Consider the following 23,572-nt stretch of genomic DNA (forward strand, 5'->3'; position numbering starts at 1 on the left):
CAGGGGCCGCACGATTCCGTGATCCAAATCCTCGCCTTTTATCTCTTCGCGATCGTCGTCATTGCCTCCGGGGCGATGACGATCCTGTCGCGCAATCCGGTGCATTCGGTGCTCTGGCTGATCCTGGCGTTCTTCAACGCGGCCGGGCTGATGGTGCTCGCGGGCGCCGAGTTCATCGCGATGCTGCTGGTGATCGTCTATGTCGGCGCGGTCGCGGTGCTCTTCCTGTTCGTCGTGATGATGCTCAATATCGATTTCGCCGAGCTGCGGGCTGGCGTGATGCGCTATGCCGCGGTGGGCCTGGCGCTGGCGATCGCGCTGGTTGCCGAGATCATCATCGCAGTGGGTGCGTGGAGCGCCGGGGGCCTGCAAATGGGCCGCCGCATCGCGCCGATCGATGGCGAGACACCTAACATCGAAGCGATCGGCCAGCTGCTTTACAGCCGTTATCTGTTCGTGTTCGAAGCCGCGGGCCTTGTGCTGCTGGTCGCGATGATCGGCGCGATCGTGCTGACGCATCGTCAGCGCAGCGACGTTCGCCCGCAGAACATCTCCAGCCAGATCAACCGCCGTTCGAAGGACGCAACCCGCAACATGCAACCGCCAGTCGGGCAGGGGGTCGAGCTGTGATCGGCGTCACGCATTATCTCGTCGTTTCGGCGATCCTGTTCACGCTCGGCGTGCTCGGCATCTTCATGAACCGCAAGAACCTCATCGTCATTCTGATGGCGATCGAGCTCATCCTGCTCTCGGTGAATTTGAACCTGGTCGCCTTCTCGGCGGCGCTCGGCGATCTCGTCGGCCAGGTCTTCGCAATGTTCGTGCTGACCGTCGCCGCGGGCGAGGCCGCGATCGGGCTCGCCATCCTCGTCATCTATTTCCGCGGCCGCGGCACGATTTCGGTCGACGACGTCAATCGGATGAAGGGCTGATGTCCAGCATTCTGATCATCGTATTCCTGCCGCTGCTGGCAGCGATCGTCGCCGGCCTTTCGAACAAGGCGTTCGGCTCGGTATTCCCGAAGCTGATCACAACGGCTGGACTGTTCGGTGCGTGCGCGCTCTCCTGGCCGATCTTCATTAGCTATATGAGCGGCGCGGCCGAGCCGACCGTCGTGCCGGTCCTCCACTGGATGACCAGCGGCGCGCTCAGCGTCGATTGGGCGCTTCGCGTCGATGCGCTAACCGCAGTCATGCTAGTCGTGGTCACCAGCGTCTCCGCGCTCGTCCACCTTTATAGCTGGGGCTATATGAGCGAGGACCCGGATCAGCCGCGTTTCTTCGCCTATCTCAGCCTGTTCACCTTCGCGATGCTGATGCTCGTGACCGCGAACAACCTCGTCCAGATGTTCTTCGGCTGGGAAGGGGTGGGGCTCGCTTCCTATCTCCTGATCGGTTTCTGGTTCCGCAAGCCGAGCGCCAACGCCGCCGCGATCAAGGCCTTCGTGGTCAACCGCGTCGGCGATCTCGGCTTTATGCTCGGCATCTTCGGGACCTTCCTAGTGTTCGGCACCGTCGATATCCCGACGATCCTGGCCGCTGCGCCCAACATGCATGGCTCGACGATCGGGTTCCTCGGCATGCGCTGGGATACGATGACGATCCTGTGCCTGCTGCTGTTCCTGGGCGCGATGGGCAAATCGGCGCAGCTCGGGCTGCACACCTGGTTGCCCGACGCGATGGAAGGCCCGACCCCGGTATCGGCGCTGATCCATGCCGCGACGATGGTCACCGCCGGCGTGTTCATGGTCTGCCGTCTGTCGCCGATGTTCGAGCAGAGTGCGGTTGCGATGGGCGTGGTGACCTTCGTCGGCGCCGCGACCTGCCTGTTCGCCGCCACGGTCGGCACGACGCAGACCGACATCAAGCGCGTGATCGCCTATTCGACCTGCTCGCAGCTCGGCTACATGTTCTTTGCAGCGGGCGTCGGCGCGTACGGCGCAGCGATGTTCCACCTCTTCACGCACGCCTTCTTCAAGGCGTTGCTGTTCCTCGGTGCTGGTTCCGTGATCCATGCGATGCACCACGAGCAGGACATGCGCTATTATGGCGGCCTGCGGAAACACATCCCGATCACCTTCTGGACGATGATGGCAGGCACGCTCGCGATCACCGGCGTGGGCATCCCCGGTGTGTTCGGCTTCGACGCGATCGGCTTTGCCGGCTTCCATTCGAAGGACGCGATCATTGAAGCAAGCTGGGCCGCCGGCGTGCCGAGCGCCTTTTGGGTCGGTGTGTTCGTCGCCCTGCTGACGAGCTTCTATTCGTGGCGCGTCGTGTTCCTGACCTTCTACGGCGCCCCGCGCTGGACTCAGTCGGAGCACATCCAGCACGCGATTCACGATGCACATGGCGACGATCATCACGACACGCACGGACATGGCAGCGAGCATGCCAATGCCCCCGCGCAGGAAGATGCCGGCCACACGCCCTCCGCACACGAGGTTTTGCATGCGCCTGCAGATGGCACCGGCGGCTATCACCCGCACGAGAGCCCCTGGGCGATGCTCGTGCCGCTGCTGCTACTGTCGGTTGGCGCCATCGCTGCGGGCTTCGTCTTCCACGGCTATTTCATCGAGCCGGAAGCAGGCGAGCATTTCTGGAAGGGTGCGCTCGCGTTCAACGAGCATCTGATGCACGAAATGCATAATGTTCCGCTGGGCGTGAAGCTCTCGGCAACGATCGCGATGCTGCTCGGCCTCGGCACTGCCTGGTACGCTTATATCAAGCGCCCGAGTTTCCCCGCGGCCTTCGCGGGCCAGTTCGGCGTGCTTTACCGGTTCCTGCTCAACAAATGGTATTTCGATGAGATCTACCACTTCCTGTTCGTGCGCCCCGCTTTCGCGATCGGCCGTCTGTTCTGGAAGGTCGGCGATGAGGGCACCATCGATCGCTTCGGGCCCAACGGCATCGCCAAGCTGATCACGCTCGGCGGCGTCGGCACGGCGAAGCTGCAATCTGGATATCTCTATACCTATGCGTTCATCATGCTGATCGGCCTCACCGCTGCCCTTACCTGGGTGATCGCAGGATGACCGGTTTCCCGATCCTTTCGCTGATGCTGGCGATCCCCGCGCTGGCGGCGGTCGCATGCCTGTTCTCGAGCGCCAACAACGCCCGCTGGATCGCGCTGGCCGCCACCTTGGTCGATCTCGCGCTCGGCATTTGGCTGTGGAGCAGCTTCGATCAGGCTGCAGGCGCCGCGCAGTGGCAGTTCGTCGAGCATGTTCGCCTGTTCGGCGTAGGCGGGGTCGATTTCGCTTGGGCATTGGGCATCGATGGCTTCGCGCTGATGCTCATCATGCTCTCGGTCTTTCTCATGCCGATCTGCATCGGCGCGAGCTGGACCGCGATAGAGAAGCGCGTCCCCGAATATATGGCGGCCTTCCTTGCCACCGAAGTGCTGATGATCGGCACCTTCGCGGCGCAGGATTTGCTGCTGTTCTACGTTTTCTTCGAAGGCGGCCTGATCCCGATGTTCCTGATCATCGGCATCTGGGGCGGCGCCAACCGGGTGTACGCATCGTACAAGTTCTTCCTCTACACGCTGCTCGGCTCGCTCTTCATGCTGGTCGCCATGATTGCGATGATCCTCAGCGCAGGCACGGCATCGATACCGGCATTGATGGCGCATGACTTCCCAGCGCACTGGCAGACCTGGCTATGGCTGGCCTTCTTCGCGAGCTTCGCGGTGAAGATGCCGATGTGGCCGGTCCATACTTGGCTTCCCGATGCGCACGTCCAGGCGCCGACCGCCGGTTCGGTTATCCTGGCAGGCGTACTGCTGAAGCTCGGCGGCTATGGCTTCCTGCGCTTCAGCCTGCCAATGTTCCCCGAAGCCTCCGCCCAGTTCATGTGGCTAGTGTTCGCACTATCGTGCATCGCAGTGGTCTACACGTCGCTGGTGGCGCTCGTGCAATCGGACATGAAGAAGCTCATCGCCTATTCGTCGGTCGCGCACATGGCGATCGTAACGATGGGGCTGTTCGCCTTCAATCATCAGGGCATCGAAGGCGCGATGATGATCATGCTGGGTCACGGCCTGGTGTCGGCGGCGCTGTTCCTGTGCGTCGGCGTGATCTACGATCGGCTGCACACGCGCGAGATCGATCGTTATGGCGGCCTTGCGATCAACATGCCGCGCTATGCCGTGCTGTTCCTGCTGTTCACGATGGCTGCGGTCGGCCTGCCCGGCACCAGCAACTTCGTCGGCGAATTCCTCGGCCTGGCCGGCGTCTACAAGGTCTCGACTTGGACGGCGCTGATCGGCACCACCGGCATCATCCTGGGTGCCGCGTACATGCTCTATCTCTATCGCCGCGTCGTCTTTGGTGACCTGACCAAGGATGATGTCCGCGCGATGCCAGATCTCAACGCCCGCGAGCTCTGGCTCCTTGCCCCGATCGCTGCCGCAGTGCTGTGGATGGGCGTGTACCCTGAGAGCTTCCTCAGGCCGATGCGCCCCGATGTCGAGCGCCTCGTCGAACGGATGAGCCGCGCCGCCCCTGCGGGCGATTCGCAGCCCACCGCCGGCAAGCCCGCGCCAGCTACCCATGGTGAAGGCCATGGCGCACCTGCCACAGGCCACGCTGCGCCTGCCGCTCCCGCGCATGGGAGCGCCCACTGATGAGCTATTCGATGCAATTGATGATGGTGCTCCCGGAGCTTGTGCTCAGCCTCGGCGCGATCCTGCTGATGCTGGTCGCCGCTTGGGGCGGGCAGCAGTCCACCAAGCTGGTCAGCTGGGCGGCGATCGCCGTGTTGATTGGCGCTGGCGTTTCGCTCGCCGGTCCCGCGTCCGCGGGCGGTGAGGCATTTGGCGGGCTCTATCGGCCCGACATGTTCGGCGCATTCGTCAAGGCAGTGATCTTCTTTGCCGCCGCAGTCGCAATTCTCATCGCTCCGCGCTTCTTCCAGAGCAGCTCGGGCGACGATCTCCGCCCCGAATACCCCGTCCTCATCCTGCTCTCGACTGCTGGCATGGGCATGATGGTCTCCGCCAGCGATCTGATGAGCCTTTATGTCGGCCTCGAGCTGCAGAGCCTCTCGGCCTATGTGCTCGCAAGCTTCATGCGGCGCGACACGCGCTCGGCCGAAGCGGGCCTGAAGTATTTCGTCCTCGGCTCGCTCGCCTCGGGCATCCTGCTTTACGGCATCAGCCTAGTCTATGGCTTTAGCGGCACCACCTTGTTCACCGGCATCGCCGATGCCTATGCGGGGATCGCGCCGGGCACGCACGATTATGGACTGATGTTCGGCCTGGTATTCGTCTTCGCCGGCCTGGCCTTCAAGATCAGCGCCGTGCCGTTCCACATGTGGACGCCAGACGTGTACGAAGGCGCGCCGACCCCGGTCACGGCCTTCTTCGCCTCCGCCCCCAAGGTTGCCGCAGTCGCGCTCGCCACGCGCGTCGCGATCGAGGCGATGGGTCCGGCGATCCACGATTGGCGCCAGATCGTGATTTTCGCGGCGCTCGCATCGATCATTTTCGGCGCGGTCGCGGCGATCGGCCAGAACAACATCAAGCGCCTGCTGGCGTACAGCTCGATCAACAATGTCGGCTTCGCGTTGATCGGCGTCGCCGCCGGTGGCGAGGCGGGCGTGTCGAGCGTGCTCTATTACATGGCGATCTATGTCGTCATGACGCTGGGCAGCTTCCTCGTCGTGCTCCAGATGCGCGGACCAGATGGTCAGCCGATCGAGAGCATCGTCAGCCTCTCGGGCATGTCGCGCACGCGGCCGGGCCTGGCGCTGGCATTGGCGATCTTTATGTTCAGTCTTGCAGGCATCCCGCCACTGCTCGGCTTCTTTGCCAAGCTTCAGGTGTTCGTCGCGGCAGTGGATGCCGGCCTGTTCGCCTTCGCAGTGGTCGGCGCTGCGGCCTCGGCGATCGGCGCTTATTATTATCTGAAGATCGTCAAGACGATGTACTTCGACGAGCCTGCGCCCGCCTTCGCCGGCAAGACCGACCCTGTGGAGGGCTCGCTGCTGGTTGTGGCCGCCGCGGTGATCTCGCCGCTCGGCTGGCCGCTGCTTGGTTATCTGGAAGTCTTCACGGCATCGGCCGCCAAGGCGCTCTTCTGACCGCGACGATCCGTACCGTTGCCGAGACGGGTTCGACCAACGCCGATCTGGCCGAACTCGCGCGCAGCGGTGCTGCCGAAGGCCTGTGGCTCCGCGCCGAACGCCAGACCGCGGGTAAGGGCAGGCAGGGCAGGGAATGGGCATCTCCCGAGGGCAATTTGTACGTGTCTACGCTGGTACGGGTGCGGGCGGGGGAGCCTTCGCCGGCGACGCTCGCATTGGTCGCGGCGGTTGCATTGGAAGAGACGGTCAGCCTCTTCGTTCGTCATTCCCGCGAAAGCGGGAACCCAAAGTCGCAAACGTCACGCTCGGTTACCCTGGGTCCCCCCGTTCGCGGGGATGACGATGTGGTAATCAAATGGCCTAACGATCTCCTGATCGACGGCGCCAAGCTCTCCGGCATTCTCCTCGAACGCGTCGACGATGCCGTCATCATTGGTTTCGGCGTAAACCTGGCGCATTGCCCCGTCGGGCTAGGCCAGCCAGCGACCAGTCTCAGCGTGTACGCACCCCCGCCCGAGCCACAGATCTTCGCCGAAACCCTCGCCGAAATCTTCGCCCGCTGGCTCTCGCGCTGGCGTGACGGTATTGCCCCGGTCCGCGATCGCTGGCTCGCCCGCGCGCACCGACAAGGCACTGCGCTCACTGCACGCCTTGCCGACGGTTCCAGCGTCGATGGCCTGTTCGATGGCCTCAGCGTCGATGGCGCACTGAGGCTGCGCTTGGCCGATGGCAGTTCCCGTGTCATTCACGCCGGCGACGTGTTCCTGCTCTGAAAGGGCCCGCAATGCTGCTCGCGATCGACGCCGGCAACACCAATGTCGTCTTTGCGCTGGTCGACTCCGGCGAGATCCGCGCGCGCTGGCGCATCGCCACCGATCCGCGCCGCACTGCCGATGAATATGCCGTGTGGCTCAGCCAGTTGCTAGCCCTCGAAGGCTATGAAATGGCCACCGTCACCGGAGTGATCATCGCCACGGTGGTTCCGCGCGCGCTCCATAATCTCCAGGTGCTCAGCAGCAAATATTTCAAGACCGACGCGATGATCGCCGGGCAGGGGCAGGCGGCATGGGGTTTCCAGCTCGATGTCGAGGAGCCCCAGAATCTCGGTGCCGATCGTGCGCTCAATGCGATTGCCGGCCATGCCCGCCACACCGGCGACCTGATCATAATCGATTTCGGCACCGCCGCGACCTTCGACATGGTGGATTACACCGGCTCCTATAAGGGCGGCATCATCGCTCCCGGCATTAATCTGTCGCTCGACGCGCTGGTCACCGCCGCCGCCAAGCTGCCACGCATTGCAATCGAGGCTCCGAAGGGCAATCTCTCCGTCATCGGTCGCAATACCGTCGATCAGATGCATATCGGCATCTATTGGGGCTATATCGCGATGATCGAAGGGCTGGTCGCGCGGATGAAGGCCGAGGTTGGCCGCCCGCTCAAGGTGATCGCCACCGGCGGGCTCGCGGTGCTCTTCGAGAAACATACGAACGTGTTCGACGCGATCGAACCCGATCTCACCATTCAGGGGTTGTCGATGCTGTGGGAACGCAGCCGGTAATCCGGTTCAAGGAATTATAGTGACACCTGGTAACGAACTACTCTTCGTCGCGCTTGGCGGCTCGGGCGAGATTGGCATGAACGTCAATCTTTATGGCTGTAACGGCAAATGGCTGATCGTCGATTGCGGCATCACCTTTGGCGACGCGAACTATCCCGGCGTGGACGTGATCCTCCCCGATCTGCAATTTATCGAGGAGCGCCTCGACGAGCTGATCGGCATCGTGCTCACCCACGGTCATGAGGATCATATCGGTGCGCTGCCCTATCTCGCCGCCGATCTTGGCGTGCCGCTCTACGCGACGCCGTTCACTGCCGGCCTGATCCACGGCAAGCTCGAAGAGGAAGGCAATGCCGACCGCATCGAGCTCAACGTCGTCAAGGAAGAAGGGCCGTTCGATATCGGCCCGTTCCGCATCACCTATACACCGCTCGCGCATTCGATTCCCGAGGGCAATGCGGTGTTGATCGAAACACCGTATGGCAATGTCTTCCACACTGGCGACTGGAAGCTCGATGAAGCCCCCGCTCTGGGCGGGGCATCGACCGCCGCCGAACTGACAGCGATCGGCGATAAGGGCGTGCTGGCGCTGGTGTGCGATTCGACCAATGTGTTCAATCCCGAAGCCTCGGGTTCGGAGATCGATGTCCGCAAGGGGCTCGACGAAGTCGTCGCCGCGATCAAGGGCCGCGTGCTCGTCACCACCTTCGCCTCCAACGCTGGACGCCTCCAGACGCTGGGGGAAGTCGCGCAGGATTGCGGGCGCCAGCTCTGCGTCGCGGGGCGTTCGCTCGACCGCATCATCCGCGTCGCCAAGGCCACCGGTTATCTGCGCGATTTCCCGGATACGATCGACTTCGACACTGCCATGTCGCTTCCTGCCAACCAGGTGATGATCGTGGCGACTGGCGGGCAGGGCGAGCCTCGCGCCGCGCTCAATCGGATCGCTGAGGACACCCATGTCCTGAAGGTCCACAAGGGCGACACCGTCCTGTTCTCGTCGCGCCAGATTCCCGGCAACGAGATCGCGATCGGCCGGATCATGAACATCCTCGCGGGCAAGGGCGTCGAGATCATCACCGACCGCCAGGCCTTCATTCACGTCTCGGGCCATCCCGGCCGCCCCGAGCTGGCCGAGATGTACCGCTGGATCCGCCCCGAAATTCTGATCCCGGTGCACGGCGAGGTCCGCCACATGCACGAGCAGGCGCGGTTTGCGCTGTCCGAGGGGGTACCGCAGGCGATCAACCAGGTGAATGGCGACATTTGGAAGCTGGCACCCGGTCGCCCGAAAAAGGTCGGCAACGCGCCGGTTGGCCGGCTCGTGCTCGATGGCGACGTGATCCTGCCGGCCGATGGCTCGACGATCAACGAACGCCGCCGCGTCGCGCTCTACGGCCAGATCTCGGTCGCAGTGGCGATTCGTCAGGGCAGGTTGGTCGGTGAGCCGCAAGTCCGCCTTCAGGGCGTGCCGGTCGAGGAAGACCGCGACAATTTCATCGCCGACGCGTGCCAGGCTGCGGCGCAGGCCGTGAGCAAGGAAAGCAGCCGCGATCTCGAGAAGCTGCGCGAGGCGCTGCGCTTGTCGGTCCGCCGCGTCGCGGTGCGCTATACCGGCAAGAAGCCCGTGGTCGACGTGCTGATCGTACAGGCCTGACATGCAGTGGCAGTCGGCGCTCGCGATCTACATGCTCTTCTGGGCGCTTTCGGTGTTCTTCGTTCTGCCCTTTGGCGTGAAGACCAGCGACGAGGTCGGGGTCCCTCTCATTCCCGGCCAAGCGCCCAGCGCGCCGCATCAGTTCAACGCGAAGCTCGTCCTGATCCGCACTACGATCGTCGCCAGCGTCCTGTTCGGGATTTTCCTGCTCAACTACATCTTTGGCTGGGTAACCACCGATATGCTCGATTGGACGGTTTGAGGCGCGGCGCGGGTCTAGGAATGCCGGGGCAGGCGGGCTAGAGGCGGGGAATGGCATCGCTCGATAAGCCGCCGATCGGCACAACTACGGTCAAATGGCGTTTCCCGGAGATTCACCCCGAGGGGCGCAAATATGTGGCGATTGCCGCTGCGATTGCGCTGCTCAGCCTGTTCGTCTTCGATTTCATCACTTGGCCGCTCGTGTTCCTCACGCTCGGCGTTGCGGCGTTCTTCCGCGATCCGGTGCGCGTCACGCCGCAGGGGGAGGGGCTGATCGTCTCGCCCGCCGACGGCCTGATCACGATGATCGAGCGCGTTCCGCTGCCGCCCGAGCTCAGTGGCCCACATGCGCTGGGCGACCAGCCGATGATCCGCGTCTCGGTGTTCATGAGCGTGTTCGATGTCCATGTGAACCGCACGCCGATCACCGGTACCATCAAGCATGTGATCTACATCTCCGGCAAGTTCATGAACGCCGACTTCGACAAGGCGAGCGAAGAGAATGAGCGCCAGCATTTCGTAGTCGAGGACAAGAGCGGCACGCGCTTTGGCTTCACCCAGATCGCGGGGCTGGTCGCCCGCCGCATCGTCAGCTTCGTCAAGGCGGGCGACATGGTCGTCGCCGGGCAGCGCGTCGGCCTTATCCGCTTCGGCAGCCGCGTCGATGTGTTCCTGCCCGAAGGCTATGGCTGCCAGGTGGCGCTCGGCCAGCGCGCGATCGCGGGCGAGACGATCCTCGCCAAGCGCGGCGCACCCGACGCGGCCGGCATATCCCAGTGAGCCGCCCCCCGCGGGTCCGGCCTGCGCGCGCGGCCCGCCCTCCGCGCGTTCCTCGTGGCATTCCCCTGAGGGCAATCGCGCCGAACGCGGTCACCGCCCTTGCGCTCTGCTCGGGGCTGACGGCAATCCGCTTCGCGATCGACGCCAAGTGGGAACAGGCCGTTCTGATGGTGTTGATCGCAGGCCTACTCGACGGGATCGACGGCAAGGTCGCGCGGCTGGTGCGTGGGGAAAGCCGCTTCGGGGCTGAGCTGGACAGTTTGTCGGATGCCATCGCATTCGGCGTCGCGCCTGCGCTGATCCTCTATCTCTGGTCGCTCCAGTATCTCGGCAATTTCGGCTGGATGGTCGCGCTGGTGCACGCATTGTTCTGCGTGCTCCGGCTGGCGCGGTTCAATGCCGGCATCGACAACGAGCAGCCGCATAAGTCTGCGGGCTATCTCACCGGCGTCCCGGCACCCGCCGGTGCCATCCTGGCATTGGCTCCGCTCTATCTCTGGCTATCGACTGCCGAGCCGCATCTAAACCAGCCTTATTTCGTGGCGCCGTGGAGCCTGGTGGTTGCGTTGCTGATGATATCGAGCATCCCGACTTATGCGCCCTCGATTCGGCTGAAGCAGCGCATTCGTTTCGAAGTGCTGGTAATCCTGGCGGCGTTGGTTGCCGCTCTGGTCGCCGCGCCCTGGCCCACGCTTGCGGGGATCGCACTGCTCTATCTGGCGACGATCCCGTTCAGCATTACCAGCTATCGCCGTATCAGGCTGCTGCGCGCATCGGCGTCCGTGCGGGAGCCCGAACCGGAGCCCATCGCACCGTGACTCGCGTCGGCCGCATCGGCAATGCCGGTGCTGCGGCAGGAGCGAACAAAGCCCGATAGCGGCGAAGCTGCGGCTTGATGCTGATGTAAAGCGTCCATATCGAAGCGGCGAGCGCGGTTCCGAACAACAGTACGCTAAGCAAGATACTCATCGACCCGGTCCCCTTTTTGCCAACGTGGCAGGAATCCTAATGATTCCTTACGCTTGGCGCCGCATGACGTTCCCTGTCCGCGTTCTGGACCCTGTATGTTCCGTGGATGTTCCGATGTCAAGACATGTTCCATCACTGTTCTGGCTTGCAATATGCGGCGGCTCCGGCTAACGGCCCGCCCTCAACCCCACATGGGAAGCAACATAACCCGGTGTCCAGCTAGCTGGATCACTCGCTTCCCAGAGGATCAACCGGAAGGATATATCCCTATGGCGGCACCTGTCGTCTCCATGCAGGCATTGCTCGAATCGGGCGCGCACTTCGGGCACCAGACGCATCGCTGGAACCCTAAGATGAAGCCTTACATCTTCGGCGACCGTAACGGCGTCCACATCATCGATCTTTCGCAGACCGTTCCGCTCTTCGCGCGCGCACTCGAGTTCGTGAACTCGACCGTTGCCGCCGGCGGCAAGGTTCTGTTCGTCGGCACCAAGCGCCAGGCCCAGGAGCCGATCGCAGAGGCAGCGCGCCGTTCGGGCCAGCACTTCGTCAACCATCGCTGGCTGGGCGGCATGCTCACCAACTGGAAGACGATCTCGGGCTCGATCAAGCGTCTCAAGACGCTCGAAGAGCAGCTTTCGGGCGAAACGCACGGCCTCACCAAGAAGGAAGTGCTGAACCTTACCCGCGAGAAGGACAAGCTTGAGCTTTCGCTCGGCGGCATCCGCGACATGGGTGGCGTTCCCGACATCATGTTCGTGATCGATGCGAACAAGGAAGAGCTGGCGATCAAGGAAGCGAACACGCTGGGTATCCCGGTCGTCGCGATCCTCGATTCGAACGTTTCGCCCGATGGCATCGCATTCCCGGTTCCGGCGAATGACGACGCCAGCCGCGCGATCCGCCTCTACTGCGAAGCGATCGCGATCGCCGCCACCCGCGGTGGCCAGGATCGCCAGGCGAACTCCGGTATCGATATCGGCGCGCAGGAAGTCGCGCCCGTCGAGGAAGCCGTCCAGGCTCCCGCACCGGCCGCTGCTGCGGATGAAGCGCCTGCTGCCGACGCTCCCGTGGTGACTGCAGAGGAGTTCGAAGCTCCTGCCGCTGCTGCCGCGGAGCCGGAAGCTGCTGCAGCCGAGCCCGAGGCTCCTGCCGCATCGACCGAGCCGGAAACGGCCGCCGAAGGCGAGCGCCAGATCGACGCGTAAGCGTCGTCACGTACCTGTAAATCGGGGCGGGGCAGGGCATGAAGCGCTGCTCCGCCCGACCAGTTTGAAAACCTAAGGAATTTGAAATGGCAGAGATCACTGCAGCCGCCGTCAAGGAACTGCGCGAGCGTTCGGGCGCCGGCATGATGGATTGCAAGAAGGCTTTGACCGAAACCGCAGGCGACCTGGAAGCCGCCAGCGATTGGCTGCGCTCGAAGGGCCTTGCCGCCGCCGCCAAGAAGTCGAGCCGCACCGCCGCTGAAGGCCTGGTCGGCGTCGCCGTCGCCGGCACCAAGGGCGTTGCCGTCGAGGTCAATTCCCAGACCGATTTCGTCGCCAAGAACGAGATTTTCCAGGGCTTCGTCCGCGAAGTGACTTCGATCGCGCTCGAAAAAGGCGACGATGTCGACGCGCTCAAGACCGCTTCGATGGCTGCCGGCGGCACCGTCGACGAAGTTCTCGTCGCCAACATCGCCACCATCGGCGAGAACCAGGTTCTCCGCCGCGCCAAGGCCGTTTCGGTCATCAACGGTGCGGTGATCCCGTACGTCCATAACTCGGCTGCTCCCGGCCTCGGCAAGATCGGCGTGCTCGTCGCGCTTGAGTCGGATGCCGGCGTCGACGTCCTCGAGCCGCTCGGCAAGCAGATCGCGATGCACATCGCCGCTGCTTTCCCGCTGGCGCTGACGGTCGACGATCTCGATCCCGAAGTCGTGGAGCGTGAAGCCGCGATTCTGCGCGAAAAGAACGCGGAGAAGATCGTCGGCAAGAGCGCCGAAGTGGCCGAAAAGATTCTCAATGGCCCGATCGAGAAGTTCAAGAAGGAGAATGCGCTGATGACGCAGGCCTTCGTCATGGACGGCAAGACGCCCGTCGCCGATGTGATCGCCAAGGCCGGCAAGGATGCCGGCGCGACGATCACCCTCAAGGACTATGTCCGCTTCCAACTCGGCGAAGGCATCGAGAAGGAAGAGAGCGACTTCGCCGCCGAAGTGGCAGCGACTGCCGGTCTCAATAAGGCCTGATAACCCTCCAGGGTTGAATGCGGGCGCGGTTGCTTCGGCAACCGCGCCCGTTGTCGTTTCTGACATCCCTTGTCATTTGTTCGGCCCCGCCTCAGCCGCTAGCTTGGCCATGCTAGAGGGGAATGATCATGATACTCGTAATCGCCGGTTTGTGGAGCTTTGGCCAAGCGCAACCGCAGCCTGCCTGCTCAGCCTTGTTGAGCGAGGGAGCAGCTCTACGCACCCAGGCCATGTCCGCGCGGGAGCCGAATGGTCAGGTCTCTCTGAAGCAGCAAGCGGTGATCTGGTATTCCGCCGCGGCGCTCGCCTGCCGCGATGAAAAGCGTAATCCAGACATGGATTCCGCAATGGCAGTGGCATCGGCAATAGCTGCCGACCTTCGCGTACCGGGCTGGACTGCCGAACAATGCGGCCGCCGGGTCAAGGGGGTTACCGAGGGGCTCGACCGGAGCGACAAGACGCATGCCCAGCAACCCGTAAAGGCCGATTATATCAGGCGGACCATCAGGATCTACGCCGACACGATCAAGCACAACTGCAGATACTGACCAAGGGTCGATAGTCAGCGTTCGCGCACTCGGCTCCCCTTCGTGCTTGTTCCTGCGGCGCGGCTCCTCTAGGGTCCGCGCCGCTTGCTTATCTCCCTTGTTCAAGGCCAAAATGACCGCTCCCCGCTTCAAACGTATCCTGCTCAAGCTCTCTGGCGAAGTTTTGATGGGGGAGGGCGGCCTCTCGATCGATCCCGATGTGATCTCGCGTGTTGCCGAGGAAATCGCGGCTGTCCGCGCCGATGGTTATGAGTTGTGCGTGGTGGTTGGCGGCGGCAACATATTCCGCGGCATTTCAGGTGCCGCACGCGGCATGGACCGCGCCACCGGCGACTATATGGGGATGCTCGCGACGGTAATGAACGCGCTGGCAGTGCAGGATGCGCTCGAGAAGATCGGTGTCTCGACGCGGGTTCAGTCGGCGATCCCGATGGCCAGCGTCTGCGAGCCCTTCATCCGCCGCCGTGCCGAACGCCATCTGGAGAAGGGTCGCATCGTGATCTTCGCCGCGGGCGTCGGCTCACCTTTTTTCACCACTGACTCGGGCGCAGCGCTCCGCGCCGCCGAGATGAAGTGCGATGCCTTGTTTAAGGGCACCTCGGTGGACGGGGTCTATGATGCCGATCCCAAGAAGGTTGCGACCGCGACGCGTTACGAAACCGTGACTTACGACCGTGTCTTGTCCGACAATCTGAAGGTCATGGACGCATCGGCAGTGGCGCTTTGCCGCGATAACAATATCCCGATCGTTGTGTTCAACATCCGCGAGCGCGGCAATCTTGCCCGCGTGCTCAAGGGTGAAGCTACCGCGACGATCGTTCAGGCCGCATAGGAGAGACTTACATGCCCGCTTACGAAAAGGCCGATCTCGAGCGCCGCATGCACGGCGCGGTGGAATCGCTGAAGAGCGACTTGCAGGGGCTGCGCACCGGCCGCGCTTCGGTCAACCTGCTCGATCCGGTAACCGTTGAGGTCTATGGCGCGCAGATGCCGCTCAACCAGGTGGCCACCGTCTCGGTGCCCGAGCCGCGCATGATCTCGGTGCAGGTATGGGACAAAACCAATGTCGGCCCGGTCGACAAGGCGATCCGCTCGGCCGGCCTCGGGCTCAATCCGATCGTCGACGGCCAGACGCTGCGCCTGCCGATCCCGGACCTGACCGAGGAGCGCCGCAAGGAACTCGCCAAGCTCGCCGGCAAATATGCCGAGGCTGCGCGCATCGCGGTGCGCAACGTTCGTCGCGACGGCAATGACAGCCTCAAGACCGACGAGAAAAAGGGCGTATTCGGCGAGGACGATCGCAAGCGCCACGAGACCGAGGTGCAGAAGCTGACCGACGCGACGATCGCCGAAATCGACGCTGCGGCCACCGCTAAGGAAAAGGAAATCATGGGCCGGTGAGGAAAATGGGGACAGTCCCTATTTTTTCAGGCCATGTGGGCGCTGGTGGTTGCGGCTATGACTGGAAAATAGGGACTGTCCCCATTTTTGGGGCGCTCCCGGAATTGCTTGATGATGGCCGCTAAACCCGCTCCCGAAATGCCCGTGACCTCTCCGCCTCGCCACGTCGCCATCATCATGGACGGCAATGGGCGCTGGGCGAAGAAGCGGATGCTGCCGCGTATCGCCGGGCACAAGCAGGGCGTCGAAGCCGTGCGCCGCATTGCCCGCGCCGCGCGCAAGCTCGGTATCGAGGTCCTGACCCTGTACGCCTTTTCCTCCGAGAATTGGCGCCGTCCGGAGGACGAAGTCCGCGATCTGATGGGCCTGCTTCGCCATTTCCTGGCGAGCGAGCTCGACGAACTTGTCTCGGAAGGCGTCAAGCTTCGCGTCATCGGCGATTGGCGCAAGCTCTCCTCCGATCTCGTCGCGATGATCGACGGTGCAGTCGCGCGGACCGCGGACAATCCCGGGCCGACGCTCGTGATTGCGCTCAATTACGGCGCTCAGGCCGAACTGGCTGCGGCCGCGCGCCATCTCGCCGAGCGCGCCCGAAGCGGCGATCTCGATCCGGCCAGCATCGACGAAGCCCTGTTCGAAGCTGCGCTCGACACCGGCGATCTGCCTCCGCTCGATCTGTTGATCCGCACTTCGGGCGAGCAGCGCCTCTCCAACTTCCTGTTGTGGCAGGCGGCCTATGCCGAATTCCTGTTTGTCGACACGCTGTGGCCCGATTTTGACGAGCACTCGCTGGCCGACGCGCTCGCGCATTTCGGCAAGCGTCAGCGCCGGTTCGGTGGGCTATGAGCAAGGGATCGGATCTCGGCACGCGCTTCGGCGTGGCAATGGCGCTGATCGCCGGCGCCGCCTTCGCGCTCTATTGGGGCGGCACGGTCTTCTGGCTGGTCTTGGTCGTTGCCGGGCTGCTAATGATGAGCGAGTGGGGCGAACTGGCCGGGGCCGAGCTCAAGCAGCTTCGCCTGGCTCAGTACGCGCTTTCGGTCCCGCTTGCGGCAATGTGTCCGTGGACGGGGGCGACGCCGTTCCTCGCGCTCGGCCTGATCGGCGCGGCGCTGTTCTTCACCGGCGCCGTGACCAAGAGCTTCCGGTTGGCGCTGGGCACGATCTATGTCGGGGTGCCGGTTCTCGCACTGATCGTATTACGCGATCAGCCACAGGGATTGCTGGTGACCTTCTGGGCGATGGGCCTGGTTTGGGCCGCGGACAGCGCCGCCTATTTCGCCGGCCGCGCGATCGGCGGGCCCAAGCTCGCCCCCGCGATCAGCCCCAAAAAGACTTGGTCGGGCTTTTTTGGCGGGCTCATCGGCGCGACACTAGGTGCATTCGGGCTGGTCTGGCTGTTCGGCCTTCCGGTCCAGCTCGCTTATGTGACGCCTTTGCTCGCGGTCCTGTCCGTGCTCGGCGATCTTTATGAGAGCAATCTCAAGCGCCAGGCCGGCGTCAAGGATTCGGGCAAGGTGCTCCCCGGCCATGGCGGGCTGCTCGATCGGCTCGACGGCCTGGTTTTCGTGGCGCCGCCGGCCGCATTGCTGGTTCTGGCGCTAACCTGATGAAACGCGTGACGATATTGGGCGCGACCGGATCGGTCGGCAGTTCGACGCTCGACTTGATCGAGCGCGATCCGGAGGCGTTCGAAGTCGTCGCGCTCACCGCCAACAGCGATGTCGCCAAGCTTGCGGACGCGGCAATCCGCACGCGCGCCAAGCTGGCGGTGGTCGCCGATCCGGCCAGCCTTCAGCCGCTGCGCGATGCGCTCGGCAGCTCCGGAATCGAGGCGCGGGCAGGGGCCGATGCCGTGTGCGAAGCTGCCCGGATGCAGGCCGATTGGGTCATGGCCGCAATCGTCGGCACCGCTGGGCTCAAGCCGGTAATGGCCGCACTGGAGGCGGGAGGCATCGTCGCGCTGGCCAACAAGGAATCGCTCGTTTCCGCCGGCGACGTGATGACCGCTGCCGCGCGCGCCGCCGGCACAACGCTGCTGCCGGTCGATTCGGAGCACAATGCCGTATTCCAATGCCTCGATCGCACTGCGCCCGAGCGCGTCCGCCGCATCATCCTCACCGCAAGCGGTGGCCCGTTCCGCACCACCTCGCTCGAAGATATGCGTGCGATCACGCCGGCCCAGGCCGTTGCGCATCCCAATTGGTCGATGGGTGCCAAGATCTCGGTCGATTCCGCGACGCTGATGAACAAGGGGCTCGAGCTGATCGAGGCTTTCCACCTGTTCCCCATCCGCGCCGACCAGCTCGACGTGGTGGTCCATCCCCAATCGGTGATCCATTCGATGGTCGAATATGTCGATGGCTCGACGCTCGCACAGCTCGGCCCGCCCGATATGCGCACGCCGATCGCCTATGCGCTGGCATGGCCCGATCGGATGGAGACGCCCTGCGAGCGGCTGGACCTGGCGAAGATCGCGCGGCTCGATTTCGAGGCGCCCGATTATGTCCGCTTCCCGGCGCTCAAGCTGGCCCGCGAGGCGCTGGCGGCAGGCGGCGCGCGTCCCGCCATTCTCAATGCAGCAAATGAAGTCGCGGTTGCCGCCTTCCTTGCCGGCGCCGTCAAGTTTCTTGAAATTGCCGCAATCGTTTACGATACGCTTGACCGCTACGATCCCGCTGCCCCTGAAAGCCTCGATGCCGTGCTGGCAGTCGACGCAGAGGCGAGGGCGCGGGCGACCGAGCGTGTGAAGGACTGCGTCGTTTGATCGAAAATCCCGGCATCCTGCTAACGATCCTGGCGTTTGCGCTGGTGATCGGGCCGCTCGTGTTTTTGCACGAGCTTGGGCATTATCTCGCGGGCCGCTGGTTCGGCGTGAAGGCGGACGAGTTCGCGATCGGCTTCGGCCGCGAGGTCGCGGGCTTTACGGACCGCCGTGGCACTCGCTGGAAGTTCGGCTGGATGCCGATTGGCGGCTATGTCCGCTTCGCCGGCGACATGAACCCTGCCAGCCAGCCGTCGCCCGAATGGCTCTCACTTCCCGCGCAGGAACGCGCGCAGACCTTCCAGTCCAAGCCGCTATGGCAGCGCGCGGTCATCGTCGCTGCCGGACCGATTTCCAATTTCATCATCGCAATCCTGATTCTCGGTGCGTTTGCCTTCGCATATGGCGACAATCGCACGCCGAGCACGGTCGGGCTGGTCGTGCCTGGTAGTCCGGCTGCGGCGGCGGGGCTGCAGCCCGGCGATCGGATCACGTCGCTCGGCGGGCGTTCGGTCGATACCTATCGCGACATGGTAAAATACACCCAGCTTCGGCCAAACGAAGCGGTGCGCGTCGAGTATGAACGCGGCGGTGAGTCGCGTTCGGTCGATGCCGTGATCGGCGTCCGGACCGAGAAAGACCGGTTCGGCAATCAGTTTCGCATCGGTCAGCTTGGGATTGGTCCGTCGGATCCGGTGCTGACGTCGGTCGGCATTCTCGAAGCGCCGCTGATTGGTCTGCGCACCACCGGCGACATCGTCCAGATGACGATCGACGGGCTCGGCCAGATCATCACCGGTCGCCGTTCGCTCTCCGAGTTGGGCGGGCCGCTGAAGATCGCGCAGGTTTCGGGCGAACGTCTCGCAATGGGACCAACCGAGTTCGTCTTTCTGATCGCTCTGATCTCGATTAACTTGGGGTTCATCAACCTCTTGCCAATTCCGGTTCTGGATGGCGGTCACTTGCTGTTCTACGCAGTCGAGGCGGTCCGGCGGAAACCAACCGAACCGCAAGTAATGGAATGGGCGTTTCGTGGTGGACTCATCGCGATTGTGGCACTGATGCTGCTGGTTACGCTGAACGATCTGGGCGCTTTCGGCGTCTGGAAAAATCTGGCCGGGTTGATCGGCTGATGCGGTTGGGGCAGGGCGGTAGATGCCCGGCAAGCCAACCGGTGTATTTGAATTCCGACTGGGGTGGGATGTGACTGCGATAAAGGTGACGAAAATGGGCGCACGCGCCACGGCGACGCTCCTCGCGGGGACGATCCTTTCCGGCTTTGCACTGGGCGGAACTGCGTTCGCGCAGACCGCTCCTGCCGCTCCCGCTCCGACAGCGGCGCCGGCAGCTGCTCCGGCCGCCCAGGAAGCTGCTCCGCCTCCCGTGCAGGAAGTCCGCACGATCAAGACGCTTCGCGTCGAGGGTTCGCAGCGTATCGAGCCGGATACGGTGCTGTCCTACACCCGCCTGCGCGCGGGGGGCGAGTATACCAACGAGACGGTCGATCAGGCGATTAAGGACCTGCTGGCGTCCGAGCTTCTGGCCGACGTCCAGATCGAAGGCGTCGAGAGCGGCAATCTGGTGATCCGCATTCGCGAGAATCCGGTGATCAACCGCGTGATCTTCGAAGGCAATAAGCGGCTGAAGCAGGAAAAGATCGACAAGGAGGTCAAGCTCCGTCCGCGCCAGATCTTCACCCGCACTTCGGTTCGCGCCGATGTCGCGCGCATCGTCGAGCTCTATCGCCGCCAGGGTCGCTTCGCGGCGAATGTCGAGCCCAAGATGGTCAGCCTCGACCAGAACCGCGTCGACGTGGTGTTCGAGATCAACGAGGGCCCGAAGTCCAAGGTCCGCCAGATCAACATCATCGGCAACGAAGTGTTTTCCGACGGCAAGCTGCGCGGCGAGATGGCGACCAAGCAGGCGCGCATCCAGTCGATCTTCAGCTCGAACACGTCATACGATCAAGATCGCCTGGCCTATGACCAGCAGAAGCTGCGCCAGTTCTACCTGACCGAGGGCTATGCCGATTTCCGCGTGATCTCGGCCATCGCCGAGCTGACTCCGGACAAGAAGGACTTCATCATCACGTATGTGGTGGAGGAAGGCCCGCGCTACAAATTCGGCCCGGTCACGGTCGAGAGCGCGATCCGCGATTTCGACGACAAGAAGCTGGCGGCGGCAGTGCCGATCAAGGAAGGCCAGTGGTATAACGCCAAGGCCGTCGAAGACACGGTCGAGCAGCTGAGCGAGACTGCCGGCATCTTCGGCTACGCATTTGCCGACGTCCGTCCCGAATTCCAGCGCGACAAGGAAGCGCTGACGATGACGATGAGCTTCCGCATCGCCGAGGCGAACCGGACCTATATCGAGCGCATCGAAATCACCGGCAACCGCCAGACCCAGGACAAGGTCATCCGCCGCGAGTTCCGCGTGGCTGAGGGCGATGCCTTCAACACCTTCCTGGTCAAGCGCTCGCAGGACCGCATCAATTCGCTCGGCTATTTCCAGGACAAGTTCGAGATCGAGCGCAAGGACGGCTCCGCGCCGGACCGCATCGTGCTTGCAGCGAACGTCGAGGAGAAGGCGAATGGCGAACTGACACTGTCGGCGGGCTTCTCGAGCCTCGAGCAGTTCATTCTCCAGGCCTCGATCCGCCAGCGCAATTTCCGCGGCAAGGGCCAGACGATCTCGGCATCGGTTGATTATTCGACCTATTCCAAGTCGATCGAGCTTGGCTTCACCGAGCCCTATCTGTTCGACACCAATGTCGCGCTCGGCGGATCGGTGTTCCGCCGCGATTACAACGCGTTCAACTATATAGGCTCGGATCGCAGCACGACTTACAGCCAGGTTTCGACCGGCTTCCAGCTCGTCGCCGGCGTGCCGCTGACCGAATATTGGACGCTGTCGGGCCGTTATTCGCTGGTCCAGGACAACGTCACGCTGGACCGCACCAGCTTCTACACCGACTTCAACAGCAACGGCTCGTTTGACGCCAACGAGTGCGATCCGGTCAAGGCCGGCCGCTATTATTGCGAAGCGGTGGGCAACCGCCTGACTTCGCTGGTCGGCCTCTCGCTCATCTATGACAGCCTCAACAGCCGTCTGCGCCCGACGCGTGGCCAACGGCTGACCGTCAGCACCGACTTTGCCGGCCTTGGCGGGGAGGTTCGCTATGCGCGTGCGCGCTTCGATGCCGACAAATATTGGAACGTCGGCGGCGGCTTCATCTTCTCGGTCTCGGCCGAGGGCGGTTATATCCACAGCCTCGAGAAGAGCCGCGGCGCGGGCATCGACACCGTCCGCATCACCGATCGCTTCTATCTGGGCGAGCCGCAGTTTCGCGGCTTCGACATTCGCGGCGTCGGCCCGCGTGTCCAGCGTATTCCCTATACCGGGGATCCGACGTCGGGAACGCAGCTGCTGGTGACCGACAAGGAGCAGATCGTCGATGACGCCATCGGCGGTCGGGCGTATTACCTGACCAAGGCCGAGCTCGAGATTCCGCTCGGCGCCGGTGCTGCCGAAATGGGCCTGCGTCCGTCGATCTTCGTGATGGCGGGCAGCCTGTTCCGGATCACCCGTCCGGGCAAGACGATCGAGTTCCAACAGGCGCGCGACACTAGCGGCGGCCTGATGTTCAACAAGGACGGTTCGCCGACCCTGTTGTTCAAGGACAACTTCATCAACGACGCCAACGGCAACCCTTATTATGTCGTGAGCGGCAGCGACACGACCAATTCGGGCGCGCTGACGACCTGCACGGTCGGCTTCTCGGCCACTGCCGGTGGCCCGTGCGTCGGCACGTCGATCAACACGCGTTACAACATTCCCACCGCGCCCTTCTTCGAGCGCTATGTGGGCGATAGCGCCAAGCCGCGCCTTTCGATCGGCTTCGGCGTGAACTGGAATTCGCCATTCGGGCCGCTGCGGATCGACGTCGCAAAGGCGCTGCTCTCGGCCCCGGGTGATGACACCAAGCTCGTAACTTTCAACGTAGGGACTCAGTTCTAATGACTACCAAGAAGCGCATCATTGCCGCGATGCTCGGCGCGTCCGCTACGGTCGCCGTTGCCGCGCCCGCGCATGCCCAGGTCAACGGCATCGCCTTTGCCAATCCCACCACGGTGGTCGGCAATTCCAAGGCGTTCGCCGCCGCAAACCAGCAGATCTCGACGACGTACAAGTCGTCGTTCGACCAGATGCAGCAGCGCCGCACCGCGCTCGACACCGAGCTCAAGCCGCTCGTGGCGCAGCTCGACACCAATAAGGACGGCAATGTCAGCGATGACGAGCTGAAAGCCGCTCAGAACGCCAAGAACCCGGCGATCGATAAGATCAAGACTGCCCAGACTAATGCGCAGAACGACATGGGGCGCCTCAGCAATCCGGCCGCCCGCGCCGAGCTGTTCGCGATCGAGTCGGTGCTTCGCCAGTATGAGGCAGCGCAGATGCGCGTCGTCACCGCGCGCAAGATCTCGGTCGTGCTTCAGCCCGACGTGATCATGTACGCTCCCGATTCGGCGGATATCAGCCCGGCGATCGTCGCCGAGCTCGACAAGTCGCTTCCCACGGTCAGCATCGCTCCGCCTGCCGATTGGCAGCCGAGCCGCGAGACGCTCGCGATCCAGCAGCAGCTCGTCCAGATCGCGCAGATCCGCGCCTATCAGCAGGCCGCGCAGCAGCAACAGCAGCCCGGTGCCGCTCCGGCTCCTGCCGCTGGCGCACGTCCTGCTCCCGCAAAGCCCGCCGAACCCCGGTGAGCGAAGCCGAAACGGGAGGCGCCAATATCGGCCCGCTCGATATCGGGCGAGTGATGGCGGCGCTTCCGCATCGTTATCCGATGCTGCTGGTCGATCGAGTCGAAGAACTCGTCATCGACCAGCGCATCGTGGCGATCAAGGCGGTCAGCATGAACGAGGAGTTCTTCCAGGGGCATTTCCCCGGAAGGCCGATCATGCCGGGCGTCCTCCAGGTCGAGGCGCTCGCGCAAGCCGCGGGCGTGCTCGCCGTGGAGAGCCTCGGCCTCGCCGGCTCGGGCAAGCTGGTCTATTTCATGTCGATCGACGGCGTGAAGTTCCGCAAGCCGGTCGAGCCGGGTTGCCTGCTTCGCCTCGAAGTGGAATTCATCCAGAAGCGCAGCCGCGTTTGCAAATTTGCCGGCAAGGCGATGCTGAACGGCGAAGTCGCCACCGAATGCGAATTCACTGCCATGATCGCAGATCCGCCCAAGGCCTGATCCCGCAAAGCCGATAGTTGCGCCGCGTGCCTTGCTCTGCTAGGCGCGCGCCTCTCGCTGCTGGTCGGTA

The 23,572-nt window shown here is 63.4% G+C and carries 23 protein-coding genes; all 23 read left to right on the top strand.

The features are described from left to right. The first annotated feature begins 18 nt into the window (after positions 1 to 18). Positions 19 to 630: an NADH-quinone oxidoreductase subunit J gene (locus tag ACZZZM_RS11295; RefSeq protein WP_463595195.1), complete on the top strand. Its 612-nt coding sequence runs from the start codon at positions 19 to 21 to the stop codon at positions 628 to 630. Next, entirely contained in the window at positions 627 to 932 is a 306-nt protein-coding gene (nuoK, locus tag ACZZZM_RS11300) for an NADH-quinone oxidoreductase subunit NuoK (protein ID WP_066794813.1), read from the top strand. Before ACZZZM_RS11295 ends, nuoK begins: the two co-directional genes overlap by 4 nt. Further along, positions 932 to 3,034, top strand: a complete 2,103-nt coding sequence (nuoL, locus tag ACZZZM_RS11305) for an NADH-quinone oxidoreductase subunit L (RefSeq protein WP_463595196.1) — start codon at positions 932 to 934, stop codon at positions 3,032 to 3,034. The genes nuoK and nuoL overlap by 1 nt, the downstream gene beginning before the upstream one ends. Further along, positions 3,031 to 4,626, top strand: a complete 1,596-nt coding sequence (locus tag ACZZZM_RS11310; RefSeq protein ID WP_463595197.1) for an NADH-quinone oxidoreductase subunit M — start codon at positions 3,031 to 3,033, stop codon at positions 4,624 to 4,626. Before nuoL ends, ACZZZM_RS11310 begins: the two co-directional genes overlap by 4 nt. Beyond that, the gene (gene nuoN, locus ACZZZM_RS11315) at positions 4,626 to 6,083 is read left to right on the top strand and encodes an NADH-quinone oxidoreductase subunit NuoN (RefSeq protein ID WP_463595198.1); all 1,458 of its coding nucleotides are present in this window, start codon (positions 4,626 to 4,628) and stop codon (positions 6,081 to 6,083) included. The genes ACZZZM_RS11310 and nuoN overlap by 1 nt, the downstream gene beginning before the upstream one ends. An 8-nt stretch (positions 6,084 to 6,091) precedes the next feature. Continuing rightward, entirely contained in the window at positions 6,092 to 6,859 is a 768-nt protein-coding gene (locus tag ACZZZM_RS11320) for a biotin--[acetyl-CoA-carboxylase] ligase (RefSeq protein ID WP_463596433.1), read from the top strand. A gap of 11 nt (positions 6,860 to 6,870) precedes the next feature. Next, positions 6,871 to 7,647 carry a type III pantothenate kinase gene (locus ACZZZM_RS11325; protein ID WP_463595199.1) on the top strand — a complete coding sequence of 259 codons (777 nt, stop codon included), beginning with the start codon at positions 6,871 to 6,873 and terminating at the stop codon, positions 7,645 to 7,647. A gap of 19 nt (positions 7,648 to 7,666) precedes the next feature. Then, complete coding sequence (locus ACZZZM_RS11330) at positions 7,667 to 9,304, top strand: ribonuclease J (RefSeq protein WP_463595200.1); 1,638 nt, start codon at positions 7,667 to 7,669, stop codon at positions 9,302 to 9,304. A gap of 1 nt (position 9,305) precedes the next feature. Continuing rightward, a complete protein-coding gene (locus tag ACZZZM_RS11335) occupies positions 9,306 to 9,566 on the top strand; it encodes a DUF1467 family protein (protein WP_463595201.1) in 261 nt (86 codons plus the stop codon). Positions 9,567 to 9,616: 50 nt separating this feature from the next. Next, positions 9,617 to 10,345, top strand: coding sequence for a phosphatidylserine decarboxylase (locus ACZZZM_RS11340; RefSeq protein ID WP_463595202.1), 729 nt, complete (start codon positions 9,617 to 9,619; stop codon positions 10,343 to 10,345). Continuing rightward, entirely contained in the window at positions 10,342 to 11,163 is an 822-nt protein-coding gene (pssA, locus tag ACZZZM_RS11345) for a CDP-diacylglycerol--serine O-phosphatidyltransferase (protein WP_463595203.1), read from the top strand. The genes ACZZZM_RS11340 and pssA overlap by 4 nt, the downstream gene beginning before the upstream one ends. A gap of 420 nt (positions 11,164 to 11,583) precedes the next feature. Next, a complete protein-coding gene (gene rpsB / locus ACZZZM_RS11350) occupies positions 11,584 to 12,522 on the top strand; it encodes a 30S ribosomal protein S2 (protein ID WP_463595205.1) in 939 nt (312 codons plus the stop codon). A gap of 86 nt (positions 12,523 to 12,608) precedes the next feature. Next, entirely contained in the window at positions 12,609 to 13,547 is a 939-nt protein-coding gene (gene tsf / locus ACZZZM_RS11355) for a translation elongation factor Ts (RefSeq protein ID WP_463595206.1), read from the top strand. A 230-nt stretch (positions 13,548 to 13,777) separates the two neighbouring features. Then, positions 13,778 to 14,095, top strand: a complete 318-nt coding sequence (locus tag ACZZZM_RS11360; RefSeq protein WP_463595207.1) for a hypothetical protein — start codon at positions 13,778 to 13,780, stop codon at positions 14,093 to 14,095. Between the two features lie 112 nt (positions 14,096 to 14,207). Continuing rightward, positions 14,208 to 14,927 (top strand): UMP kinase, encoded by a 720-nt coding sequence (pyrH, locus tag ACZZZM_RS11365; RefSeq protein ID WP_463595208.1) that lies wholly within the window; start codon positions 14,208 to 14,210, stop codon positions 14,925 to 14,927. An 11-nt stretch (positions 14,928 to 14,938) separates the two neighbouring features. Beyond that, positions 14,939 to 15,496 (top strand): ribosome recycling factor, encoded by a 558-nt coding sequence (gene frr, locus ACZZZM_RS11370; protein WP_463595209.1) that lies wholly within the window; start codon positions 14,939 to 14,941, stop codon positions 15,494 to 15,496. A 114-nt stretch (positions 15,497 to 15,610) separates the two neighbouring features. Next, the gene (locus tag ACZZZM_RS11375) at positions 15,611 to 16,342 is read left to right on the top strand and encodes an isoprenyl transferase (RefSeq protein ID WP_463595210.1); all 732 of its coding nucleotides are present in this window, start codon (positions 15,611 to 15,613) and stop codon (positions 16,340 to 16,342) included. Continuing rightward, positions 16,339 to 17,106: a phosphatidate cytidylyltransferase gene (locus ACZZZM_RS11380; protein ID WP_463595211.1), complete on the top strand. Its 768-nt coding sequence runs from the start codon at positions 16,339 to 16,341 to the stop codon at positions 17,104 to 17,106. The genes ACZZZM_RS11375 and ACZZZM_RS11380 overlap by 4 nt, the downstream gene beginning before the upstream one ends. Then, positions 17,106 to 18,263 (top strand): 1-deoxy-D-xylulose-5-phosphate reductoisomerase, encoded by a 1,158-nt coding sequence (locus ACZZZM_RS11385; RefSeq protein WP_463595212.1) that lies wholly within the window; start codon positions 17,106 to 17,108, stop codon positions 18,261 to 18,263. Before ACZZZM_RS11380 ends, ACZZZM_RS11385 begins: the two co-directional genes overlap by 1 nt. Beyond that, positions 18,260 to 19,393 (top strand): RIP metalloprotease RseP, encoded by a 1,134-nt coding sequence (rseP, locus tag ACZZZM_RS11390; RefSeq protein WP_463595213.1) that lies wholly within the window; start codon positions 18,260 to 18,262, stop codon positions 19,391 to 19,393. Before ACZZZM_RS11385 ends, rseP begins: the two co-directional genes overlap by 4 nt. Before the next feature lie 94 nt (positions 19,394 to 19,487). Next, positions 19,488 to 22,277 (top strand): outer membrane protein assembly factor BamA, encoded by a 2,790-nt coding sequence (gene bamA / locus ACZZZM_RS11395; RefSeq protein ID WP_463595214.1) that lies wholly within the window; start codon positions 19,488 to 19,490, stop codon positions 22,275 to 22,277. Continuing rightward, the gene (locus tag ACZZZM_RS11400; RefSeq protein ID WP_463595215.1) at positions 22,277 to 23,026 is read left to right on the top strand and encodes an OmpH/Skp family outer membrane protein; all 750 of its coding nucleotides are present in this window, start codon (positions 22,277 to 22,279) and stop codon (positions 23,024 to 23,026) included. The genes bamA and ACZZZM_RS11400 overlap by 1 nt, the downstream gene beginning before the upstream one ends. Then, positions 23,023 to 23,502 carry a 3-hydroxyacyl-ACP dehydratase FabZ gene (gene fabZ / locus ACZZZM_RS11405; protein WP_463595216.1) on the top strand — a complete coding sequence of 160 codons (480 nt, stop codon included), beginning with the start codon at positions 23,023 to 23,025 and terminating at the stop codon, positions 23,500 to 23,502. Before ACZZZM_RS11400 ends, fabZ begins: the two co-directional genes overlap by 4 nt. Positions 23,503 to 23,572 lie beyond the last annotated feature (70 nt).

Source organism: Sphingomonas sp. AC522 (assembly GCF_979258125.1).